Annotated in this window: 7 protein-coding genes; 3 read left to right on the forward strand and 4 right to left on the reverse strand. The window is 38.6% G+C overall.

Features of this window, described 5'->3' with window-relative positions:
• The first annotated feature begins 18 nt into the window (after nucleotides 1-18).
• A complete protein-coding gene (locus tag QE450_RS02095) occupies nucleotides 19-1,593 on the forward strand; it encodes an ABC transporter substrate-binding protein (RefSeq protein WP_307296471.1) in 1,575 nt (524 codons plus the stop codon).
• A gap of 157 nt (nucleotides 1,594-1,750) precedes the next feature.
• On the forward strand, nucleotides 1,751-2,140 hold the full coding sequence (locus QE450_RS02100) for a DivIVA domain-containing protein (RefSeq protein ID WP_204825309.1): 390 nt from the start codon (nucleotides 1,751-1,753) through the stop codon (nucleotides 2,138-2,140).
• 75 nt (nucleotides 2,141-2,215) lie between these two features.
• Here QE450_RS02100 and QE450_RS02105 read toward each other — a convergent pair whose 3' ends face one another.
• The 3 genes from QE450_RS02105 to QE450_RS02115 all read right to left on the reverse strand — a co-directional run bounded on the left by QE450_RS02105 (nucleotide 2,216) and on the right by QE450_RS02115 (nucleotide 7,816).
• Nucleotides 2,216-3,103: a TetR/AcrR family transcriptional regulator gene (locus QE450_RS02105; RefSeq protein ID WP_307296474.1), complete on the reverse strand. Its 888-nt coding sequence runs from the start codon at nucleotides 3,101-3,103 to the stop codon at nucleotides 2,216-2,218.
• Nucleotides 3,104-3,215: 112 nt separating this feature from the next.
• Complete coding sequence (locus QE450_RS02110; protein ID WP_204825307.1) at nucleotides 3,216-6,341, reverse strand: efflux RND transporter permease subunit; 3,126 nt, start codon at nucleotides 6,339-6,341, stop codon at nucleotides 3,216-3,218.
• Nucleotides 6,338-7,816 (reverse strand): efflux RND transporter periplasmic adaptor subunit, encoded by a 1,479-nt coding sequence (locus QE450_RS02115; RefSeq protein ID WP_273615215.1) that lies wholly within the window; start codon nucleotides 7,814-7,816, stop codon nucleotides 6,338-6,340. Before QE450_RS02115 ends, QE450_RS02110 begins: the two co-directional genes overlap by 4 nt.
• 733 nt (nucleotides 7,817-8,549) lie before the next feature.
• Between QE450_RS02115 and QE450_RS02120 the strand changes: the two genes are divergently transcribed.
• Nucleotides 8,550-10,130 carry a TolC family protein gene (locus tag QE450_RS02120; RefSeq protein ID WP_307296479.1) on the forward strand — a complete coding sequence of 527 codons (1,581 nt, stop codon included), beginning with the start codon at nucleotides 8,550-8,552 and terminating at the stop codon, nucleotides 10,128-10,130.
• 93 nt (nucleotides 10,131-10,223) lie between these two features.
• Here the strand turns inward: QE450_RS02120 and QE450_RS02125 are convergent, their stop codons facing one another.
• Complete coding sequence (locus QE450_RS02125; protein WP_273615218.1) at nucleotides 10,224-11,480, reverse strand: MFS transporter; 1,257 nt, start codon at nucleotides 11,478-11,480, stop codon at nucleotides 10,224-10,226.
• Nucleotides 11,481-11,755 lie beyond the last annotated feature (275 nt).

Genomic DNA, 11,755 nt, shown 5'->3' on the forward strand with positions numbered 1-11,755 from the left:
CAAAGTAAGGAGGATTTTATGAATCATTCCAGATACAGATATCACCGAATTGTTTTGATTCTGGTGGTATCTGTATTGTTGTTTATTGGAGCAGGTTGTCAGAAGCAGGGTAAGCCAGATATCACTTTATATTCAGCGACTTCACAATCATCACAGACAGGGCAAGAGGTCACGCAAAGCAATCTTCCACCTACAGAACTGGTATTTTACAATTATGCGAATCCAATGCCAGATCAAGCTAAAGTGATGGACGAAGTGAACAAATATCTAAAGCGCAAAATCAATGCCACCATTCGGATTATTACGTTGAATCCAACCGAATTTGAAGCGAAAATACCGGCTATTCTAGCTTCCGGCCAGCCAGCCGATCTAGTATTCACCAGCTCTTGGACAAATAATTATTTAGCGAATGTGTCTAAAGGAGCTTTTTTGCCGCTGGATCATTTGTTAAAGGAATATGGTGTAGGTATGCAAAAATCGATTCCGTCTATTTTGTGGAAAGGGATGCTGGTTGATAATCAGACGTATGCTGTACCTCTTAACAAAGAAATCGGACATCAATACGGTATACTGATGCGCAAAGACATTGTAGATAAATACCATTTGAAGATCAATCATATTCGAACATGGCAAGATATAGAGCCATTCTTGCAGATCGTTCATCAACATGAACCTCAATTACGACCACTCGATACACCGGAAATGTTGTACCGCTCTGTTCCAATGAATCATATTGCAGGAGATTGGTATTTGCCAGGTGCGATCAATATCGGAGAATCGCCTGCTTTTAAGCGTGATGATACGAACGTATTCAATCAGTACGCTACCCCTGAATTTAAGCATTTTGTAGAAACGATGTATCGCTGGAATCAAGCAGGCTATTTACCAAAAGATCCGATGTATGATGCGGAAAATGATTGGAAAACAGGTCAAATATTCGCAGGAGCGTTATCTTATGCGCCTAACTATGTATATGAGCGTAGCAGTCAATTGGGTTATGATCTCGATTATGTTAATATCGGGCAGGGTGTGATTGAGACAGGCGATGTACAAAGTGGTGCTTTTGCCATTCCTCGATCTTCTGAGCAGCCTGAACGTGCGATGATGTTTTTGGAATTGTTATACACTGATCCTTATCTTGCTAATCTATTAAAGCATGGTATTGAAGGAGTTCATTATGTCAAAGTAGACGATAAGCATATTGAACCTGCGCCTGGAATCGATCCGCTGAATCCCAAGTATGATTATGGATATGGTTGGATGTGGGGCAATATTTTTATTTCTTATTTTGATAAATCGTATCCTCAAGATACGTATGAACAATACGAAGCATTTAATAGTGGCAATATCCCAGCACCAGCACTCGGATTTAATATGAATATTGCGCCCGTATCTACAGAAGTAGCAGCAATCAATAATGTACTGGCAGAGTATTATCGACCACTTATCAATGGAACTGTTAATCCGCAAAAAGTACTGCCTGTTTTTTTGCAAAAATTACAATCAGCAGGCGTCGAACGTTTAATAGCAGAAGAGCAAAAACAACTGGATTTGTGGAGAGCAGCACAATCGTTAACATCTTCTATGCCTTGATGTTATAACGTATCTTCTGACAAGTTCGATATCATCTGTATCCTCAGGTGAAATATCTTTGAGCAGATTGTTTTCCCCTATGCTATGTTTATGGTACATTTATAAAAAAGAACTGTATGTGAGTATAAGTTCTTACGGGAATAGGGGGATCATCATCATGGCTGTAGATGAGAATTATCAGCGTAAGCTAGAAGATCAAAAGCGTTTATTTAAACAGTTGGGGATTAAGTTCGATGCACTTACGATTCATGAAAAAGATTTTGCGACCAAAATGCGTGGCTATTCTCAAGAAGAAGTCGACTTTTTTCTAGATGATGTTATTTTAGATTATGAGCGTTTTTACAAAGTCATTACAGACTTGCTTGATAAATATAATGAACTTCAACGTCGTCAGACATATGAAAGCGAGCGAGCTTCTGCACGTATGAAAGAGGTTGAAGATTCAGTAGATCGCAGTATTGTAACCGATGCTATTGGAACACTGGAGAGAACGATTGATCAGCTCAAAGTTCGCTTGCGTGATAGTGATAACAAAAAAATGATCTAACACATTACTAAAATATAAAACAAAAAGCTGCTTTCTGTCATCATAACAGGAAGCAGCTTTTTGGCATCAATACGATTAGATATCCAGTACAGATTGCAAAAGCGTACATTTTTCTACAAGTGAAGATTCTTGCGAAAGAAAAGAGAACATCGCTTTGAGCATTCCTTTTCGTTGATGAGTACTTAATATTTCTTGTTCTAGCTCGTGTAGAACCTGACGATAATCTTCTTTTTGCTCATCAGAGACTTGCAGATGATGCAGTAATCTTTTGAGGTCTAGCAGGGCATCATGAATAATAATCCCTTTAAAAACAGGGCTTTCTTTAATATGTTCAGGATCTACTTTAAGCTGCTTCCAATCCCAGATCGGTACATAATTATATTTTATCATGCCTTTGATCCATATATCGATTGTATTCCCCAGAAGGGCAGCAAATTCTTCGTCTGTAGTATTCGGTTTGAGACCCATCATCGGTAAAATCAAGTACTGCATCATCATGCCGCGAATCATAAAAATAACATCATAAGCAAAAGGTTCAACCTGTTCACCATAGATATCTACCAGACAATCGGTAGTCCATTTGCTTAGTTTGAATTCTACAATCAAAAAAGCTTCGATTAGCTTTTCGCTATGAAATAAACTTTTATCATGCATCGACATCATCATCGTATGGAATTTGGTATCTAACGAATTTTGTAAATAAATACGGACAAATTCAGCAATTTTTTGCTCGGAAGCTAGCTGAGTATCAGAATACATGATACGAATCGCTTCATCGATTTTGCGTCCATGCATCATTACGGTAGCCACTAGCACATCTTCTTTACTTTGAAAAAATTTATAAAAAGAAGCTTTGGCTATTCCGCTTTCCTTCGCAATCTCATCTACGGAAGTAGCTGTATACCCTTTTACGGAAAAGAGTTGAAGTGCTACTTCAATAATTTCATCTTCTTTGTTTTTCAAGTGCACATCTCCTTTACCGCTACGTCATCACGTCATTATAAAATAAGAACAGGCTCTTTGAAAAGAAGCCTGTTCTTATCCAGTACACATTCATATCTACAGAATAATTCGATTACACTTTTTTACTTAAATTCAACTTTTCACGACGTTGTTGCTTGCGTTCTAATTTACGGGCTGCTTTTTTATCTTTCCGTCTAGCAACAACCATGTATAAGGAAGGCACTACAAACAATGTCAAAATCGTCGAGAACACAAGACCGAAAATAATAGTAACCCCAAGCGGTCGGAACAATAGTTCACCGACAGTAGCGATAGGAATCATACCCACAATCGCTGTCAACGAGGTAAGAAGAATAGGGCGGAAACGAGCAGATGCCGCAGAGATAATAGCATCGGTTAGTTCCATACCTTCATGCCTTGCATCTTCTATAAATTCGATCAATACGATACCGTTCCTTACAACAATTCCGGCGAGTGCTATAATCCCCATGACTGACATAAATCCGATTGGTGTACGAGTAATAAATAATCCTAATATACCGCCCGCAGCCGCTAGATAGACTGTAGTCATAATAATCATCGGAATCGAAAGCGAGTAGAACTGAATCATAATTAAGATAATAATCAGGAAGATAACGACTACAAACAGTTGCCCCAAATCAGTAAAGGTATCTGTTTGACTGGACGTTGCTCCACCGACATCCCATGTGTATCCTTCAGGGAAATTAATTTGTTTTATTTTAGGCTCTAATTCCTGCATAACTTCTGTAGCTGTACGTCCATTCGCATCTGCCTCAATCGTATTCACTCGTGTTAAGTTGTAACGATCGATTTGTTGAATCGCAAATGATGGTTTCATTTCAACCACTTGTGATAATGGAATCTGAGTTCCAGCAGAGTTAGTAATACTGACTTGTTGGAATAGTGCTGTTGGACTAGCATTTGTAGAATCTTTCATATAAAGCTTGATATCGATTAGGTCTTCACCGTTATCAAAGTCACCTACACTAATACCGCTACCCATCATCAATAGTGTACGTGTTAAGTTCTCATAACTCACTTTATATTGATCCATCGCTTGTTTATTAACGACAAAGTTCAAAGCATAATTTTCGACACCGATACTATCAGTAATACCATATGTTCCTGGTGTATCAGCAATCGCCAGTTTCACTTTATCTGTCAAACTACGAATTTCTTCTAGATCATCACCTAGAATACGGATCGATACTGCTTTACCTACAGAGACACCCAAATCTGTAGCTTTTACAGAGATACTGATACCTGGATAATCTTTTTTAAGTTGATCAGACCACTGTTCTGACGCTGTAGCTACATCGAGCTTATGTTCTTCACCGGTGACTAGAATCTGTCCGGTCGTTACACCACCGCCACCTAGACTAAGGTTGGTAAATAACTGAGGTGCACCGCCACCAGAAGCATAAGCTATATTTTCAACACCTGGCTGTTTTTTGACCCATTTCGCAACGCCTTGTACGACTTCATCTGTTTTCTGTAAAGAAGTACCTGTAGGCAACGATACATTAATCGTTAACTGAGGATCAGATGAACTTGGGAATAGCTCGATTGGTGTAAAAGCAGCTAATCCGTAAGCAAGTGTACTCACAATAAGTCCTGTTAAAGCGACAATTAATGGACGTTTTAACACTTTAGGCATTAATTTTTTAGCATAGCCATTCGTTAACGATTGGATTTGTTTACCTAATAGTCCAGCAGGTTTTTCTGTGCCATGTGTTTTACCTTGTTCATTACGACGCTCTTCATACCATTCACGGAAAATAGGAATGATCGTTAATGCCATAATCATCGAAGCTAACATACATAACGAGATAATGGTTGGAATCGGACGAATAAATGATCCCATATCGCCTTCAAGCAACATTAATGGAGCAAAAGCCGCGATTGTTGCTAATGTAGCAGTAATAATAGAGATCGATACTTCTTTGGTACCGTTTATAGCTGCATCGGTCGGGCTTTCTTTGAGTACGGTTAATCGTCGTTCAATGTTATCATTCACAACAACCGCATCATCGACCAGTATCCCCAGTACGATAATCAATCCTACAATCGTAATCTGATTCAGCGATATTCCCAAAGTAGGCAAAAGGATCAGACCGAGTGCGATTGAGACTGGAATAGCCAAAGCTACAAAAGAAGCTGTTAACCAGTTCAATCCAAGCATACAGATAATAATAACTGCCAAAATCGCAATTAACATTTCACGAATCAAATCATTGAAAATACGATCTACTTCATTTTTTTGAGCAAACAGGGAAGTAATCTTGATGTTAGCAGGCAATGTTTTTTCAAGTGAAGACATTTTTTCTGCTACACGCTCATGCATTGTAGGTACATCAGAACCTGTTTCACTACTGATATCGAGTGAAATTGCAGGTACACCGTTGTAATATCCTAAGTACGTTTCTTTATCCGTTACCAATTGCACATTAGCTATGTCTTTAACATAAACAGGAATACCGGCTTCTGTTTGAAAAACAACAATATTTTTGAGGGAATCTACATCATGAGATTCATCAACCGTTAATTGATAAGTACGTGATTGGTAGGCAATATCACCTGTAGGTACGCGGTTATTTTCAGACTGGATCGCTTGCATAACCGATTCCCACGAAATATTGTACTGTTTTAACTTCGCCATATCAGCGTCTACTCGAACTTGCTGATCCGGGATACCTTTAATCGCTACATCGGTAATACCCGGTACAGAGCGAAGTTGGTCACGCCATGTATTCATAAGATCACTTAAAGCATAAATATCTTCTTTGGTTTTGCCATATACAGCAAATGATTGAACAAATGTCTGTGTTAAATTGTCATTAACGACAGGCGTGTTAGCATCAGAAGGAAGTTCGCCTTCAGCATCTTGCACTTTACGGCGTAACTCACTCCATGTGTCTTTAGCGTTTGCTGAGGGAAGAGCTTGAATCACGATACTGGATACTCCGTTACTGGAAGTAGAAGAGATCGTATCCAGATTGGTAACTTCTTTAATCTTCTGCTCTAACACTTTGGTGACCGTTTGTTCCATTAACTCTGGAGTTGCACCAGGATAAGTAGTGGTAACTGTTGCTGTTTTTACAACGATATCTGGCATTAATTGTTTAGGCAACTGCAATGCACTTACGATACCGAAAAGGATAAGCATGATAAAGAAGACAAGCGTAATTTTACGCTTTTTGACGATATATTTGATCATTTAGTGGTCGCCTCACTTACTGTAAGGGCATCTCCATTAAATAAACGGTCGGCTCCTTGAGTCACCACCTGATCGCCTACTTTTAAGCCTTTAGTAATCTGATAACGATTGTCGTATAGATTACCAATTTCAACAGGGGTTTGGACAGCTTTACCATTTACATTTTTGAATACATACGGTTCAGAGCCTGTACTTACAACCGCTTCTACAGGAATCGCGATTCCTTTTAATGAAGCAGCTTGACGAGAAGCTTTGACAACCTGACCGGGTTTCCAATCTAATTTAGGATTATCAATCGTTACTTCTGCATTGATAGAACCTGTATTTTCATTGGTGGCAGGATAAAGCTTTGTGACTTTGCCTGTACGTGCTTCATCATAAAGGTTTAAGCTAACTTGTTGTCCAACTTTCCACTTACTGATTTCACTATCTGCAATAGGAAGCAACACTTTAAGTTTATTAATTTCACCAAGTGTAAACATAGCTGTACCCGCAGTTACCGTTTGTCCATTAGAAATCGTTTTTTCTAATACGACACCGGATACAGGAGCAGCAAGTCCTACTCTAGATAAATTCAATTGAGCGGTTTCTTTAGCAATAACAGCTTGTTCGTAACTTGCTTGTGCCTGGCTAATACCTGCATTCGCTTGTTCGATACCTGCATTTGCTTGCTCAATTCCTGAATTGGCTTGTTCTACACTAGCAACAGCACTTTGACGACCAACTTCAGCTTCTTTAACAGTAGAAGCAGCTGCTGCACGATCTGATGCGCTTGCTCCTTCTAATAGAAGAGAAAGTTGTTCTTTGGCGTCATTCAGACTGTCTTGCGCTGTAGCAAGAGTCGTTTGAGCTTGTTCATTTTCTTGTTGCGTTAATAGACCATTTTGAAATAGTGTTTTGGCACGATCGGCTGCTGTTTTGGCTTGATTGTAAGCAGTTTGTGCTTTGTTTACTGCATTTTGTGATTGTGCTTTTTCTTGTGTACGAGCTCCAGCGGCTACGCCTTGCTCACGAACTTTCGCACTTTGAATTTGTGCATCCGCAGATGCGATACCTGCTTGAGCTGCTTGTTTGGCGGCTTGCGCATTGCTAAGAGAAGCTTGTGCGCTGGTAAGAGAAGCTTGTGCGTTGCTGAGGGATGCTTGAGCTGCGGCAACACTTTGGTTGGCATTGTCGAGATCAAGTTGTAAATCTGCGCTATCTAGTTGGGCTAAACTTTTCCCTTTTGTAACCTGATCCCCAATATCGGCATTCACTGAAGTGACTGTTCCACCGATTTTAAAAGAAACAGGGGTCTCATCATATGCTTGTAGGGTGCCTGATAAGTCATAGACCGCATCTAATGTTACTTCTTTGACGGCTGTGACTTCGACACTACTACTTGCCGGCTCCACTGCAGCTTTCTCTGTTGAACATGCTGTCAAACTAACAGCTAACAGAATCGCTGTAAAGGCCGTTGGCCAGCTTTTTTTCATAGTTACAGTATCCTCCTCTGAACTCACCAGTTTAATTTATACTCTATAGTTCATGGCTGAATTATAGATTGTTTTTACGGTGCTTGTCAATTGTATCAAACTAAATTTGAACCGACCTCAACCTCTGGATGTAGATTTGGATAAGATAAATTAAATCTAAAAGTGGATGCTTCATTTATGCAGAATAAGATTGTGAATATTGTGTGACGAATGGTAAGATTGTAGTATCATAATATATACAATATATGGAAGAGAAGGTGATTCATTGTGAGACCGACAGATCATTATGATCCAGATCAGAGGAACAATAATACGCCAAATCACAAACTTCATTATATAAATACAAAGCCTGCTATGGTGCGAGAAAAAATACATCTTTTACTTGCTGCGTCTATTTTAGTAGCACTGGTGGTCATTTTATTAGAGTGGACTTAAGGAAAGGGATATCTCAAGGTATGATTTTATTTTAAAATAATGTTTGAACAAGGATTACGTATATGTCATTTAAGGTATATAATATAGAGGTAGGGTATTCATACATTTATATAAGTAGAAGAAACGATTTTTTAAATCAAACTTATTTTTAATTATAAATGATTTATTGAATTGTAGTTGATTTATTTTGTTAGTAATGCTAAATTAATTTTATTAGCTATACTAAATGTTTTTGGCAGAAGCATTCATTTGCGAGTGAAAGTATTTTTTTGAATATATGAAAAGAGGTAATATGGATATGAAAAAAGGAATGGTCGGCGCTTCTCTTCTGGCTATGGTACTTGTAGCATCTCAACCACTAACTATGGCTCATGCTGCGGATGCAATACCGACTCCAGTTGTAACAGACATAACAGCTACCCCAGCATCACAATTAACGATCTCTGGAGCAGGCGAATTGAAAAAGCTTGATACTTTGGATCTAAATACAGTTATCAATCTAGCACTAAATGATTCTTATAACCTTGCACTTCTTCAATTAAAATATAAAGTGTTAGATCAACAAAATGCGAGTCTAGGTGTAAATCTAGTTGACTTGAGTAATCAGTTTAATATTCAAACAGGTAATGGCTCTCCTGTATTGCATGTTCCATCTGATAATGGTAGTGGTACAGATTCAGGTGTTAATGGTGATGATCCACAAAGTGGTTCTGTAACTACAGTAAGTCCTTCACTAAAAGCTGCTAATACAGTGAGCGCTCAAGCAGAAGATGCTACGCCAGCTGCAACAACAGACAATAGTGGTTCTGGATCTGCTAGTGCTACAGATGCTGCTGATCCTACACCAGCACCTACTCCTGAACCATCAAAGCCAGATCCAAGTGATGCTTACGAGCAACAATTAAAAGAACTTCAAGATGCTGTAGGTAAAATTTCGGATGGACTAAATAAAAGCGCAGCCGCTCAAAACACACAACTTGAAACTTCTCGTAAAACACTAGAAAAAAATATTAACAGCTTGGATACTCAAAAAGAAAATACAGAACTTCAAATCAATGAAGCTAAAGAAGGTATCAAACTTGGTATGACAGGTCAATATGTACAACTGTTGGCAAGTCAAAAACAAGTTCAATTGTCTAAAGACTATATCGATGTATTGACTCGTGATGTACAACGTGCTCAAACATTACAGTCTCTAGGATCAGGTACACAAGAAGATATCGATAAAGCAAATCGTGCTTTGTTAGCAGAAAAAGATAACTTAACTAATCTTGAAGATGCGTACCAAAAAGCATTGATTACTATTTCATTTGATCTAGGTATTGAATACAATCCAAATATTCAATTAACAGATATTGATGTAACTGTAGAACCGGTTACAAAGAAAAATGTAGATACAATCTTGTCTTCTTCATACCAAGTACAGACGCTTGCTAATGGCATTGTTCAAGCTCAATGGGAAGAAGATAACCAAGATAAAAATGCAGCCAACAGCTTTGATGAGCAAGCAACCAAAGCAAATACTGAAATTGCTAGACAACAATTGACTCAAGGTAAAATTGATTTGGCTAAATCTATCGAATCAAGTTACACTGATGCAGATACAGCATATAAAAGTGTTGTAACCGCGCAACGTACAGTAAGTGATGTGACTCTGGATAATACCAATATGCAGATTCGTTACAACGCTGGTGTAGTGACAAAATACGATTTTGATAAATTCCAATATCAAGTGCATGTAGATCAAGTGAAACAAGACTTGGCTAAACTACAATTTTATGTACAACAAGCTAAAGTACAAGCTATGGAAAATGGATATATTGCAGCTTCTTCTAGTGCTGCTGCTTCCGGTGCTTCATCTGCTTCTAGCGCAGGTTAAGTATTATCTATTCAACCAAAAAAGCCTATCCTTTGTATAAAGGGTAGGCTTTTTTCTATATATTATTTTATTAAAAGCACGATTATATAGCGATTACGCTTCAGAAGCACCTTCTGTCCATTCGCTTAATTTGCGATCAGAAGGAAGTAAGAACGTGATGACTCCAAGTAATGGCAAAAAGCTACATAACTGCATCACAGGCGAGATCCCTATTTTATCAATCCAGTTACCTACGACTAAGGCTCCAAGTCCACCTAATCCAAAAGCTAATCCTGTAATCAATCCAGATACGGTACCTATTTTGCCAGGGATAAGCATTTGAGCATAGACGACAGTGACTGAAAAGCTAGAAATAAGAATAAATCCGATAATCGTTAACAATACGCCGCTCCAAAATAAATTAGCATACGGTAAAATCAAAGCTAAAGGTGCTGAACCTGCCATCGATGCAAAAATAAGGTTTCGTTTTCCAAAACGATCTGCTAGTGTACCACCGAAAAAAGTACCTAAAGCCCCAGCCGCTAAAAATAGAAAAATGTAAATCTGTGCATCGCCTACACTTAATCCAAAACCCTCGATTAGATTAAAACTATAATAACTTGCAATCGAAGACGAATACCAGGAGCGCACAAAAACAAGTGAAATTAAAATAATCATTGCAAATGCAATTCGATTTTTCAGTTCAGGGCGAATTTTTCCAGCATTGCGATGCTTTTTAGCAAAACTTTCACTACGAATTGTTCGTCCATACCAGCGTGCGATAAAGATTTGAACAATAATTCCTGCGGCTGCAACTCCGGTGAATCCGATAGCTCCGAATTGGCCATACGGTACAAAGATCAGTGAAGTGAGCAGGGGAGCTAGTGATTGTCCTGCATTACCACCCACCTGAAAAATAGACTGAGCCAATCCTCTTCGATTCCCGGCCGCCATATGAGACACTTTGGAACCTTCAGGATGAAAAGTTGCTGACCCTAATCCGACAAATACTACAGCTAGCAACACTGCTGAATAAGAACTTGCATAAGCAAGTAATAACATGCCTGTAAATGTAAATCCCATTCCGATAGGCAGGAGAGAAGGGGTAGGACGCTTATCTGAAAAAAGACCAACAACAGGTTGCATAATAGAAGCGGTAAAATTAATCGCAAACGCAATCCAACCGATTTGTGTATAACTAAGATTCATCGTTTCTTTTAAAATAGGAAAAATAGCTGGAATGACCGATTGCATCGAATCGTTAAACAAATGAACAAGGGAGATTGCAAGTAAAACTCCGAATATTGTCTGATTCGCTGTAGAACCGGGAGAAGCATTGTTTATCTTTTTGGTGAGTGATGGCAACGACATGTTCATAATACTCCTTTTTTCAGTATGATATACACGCTGTAACACAAAAAAACCTTTTAGTTCATCACTAAAAAGGCACTGAGTCCAAAAAAGAATCACATGGCGATCATCTTTTCCGTCTCGGTCCCAAGCAGGATCAGAGCAGAAAACAATGTAAAGTCAGCTTAAATGGATATTCACCCATTCACTGGCTTAGTCCTAACACCTCCAACATACATATGTATTGTATAGCTATTTGTAAAGCTAAAAGTACAATTCGGATCTACCAATATTGT

This window comes from Paenibacillus sp. SORGH_AS_0306 (genome assembly GCF_030819345.1).
Taxonomy (GTDB): domain Bacteria; phylum Bacillota; class Bacilli; order Paenibacillales; family Paenibacillaceae; genus Saccharibacillus; species Saccharibacillus kyungheensis.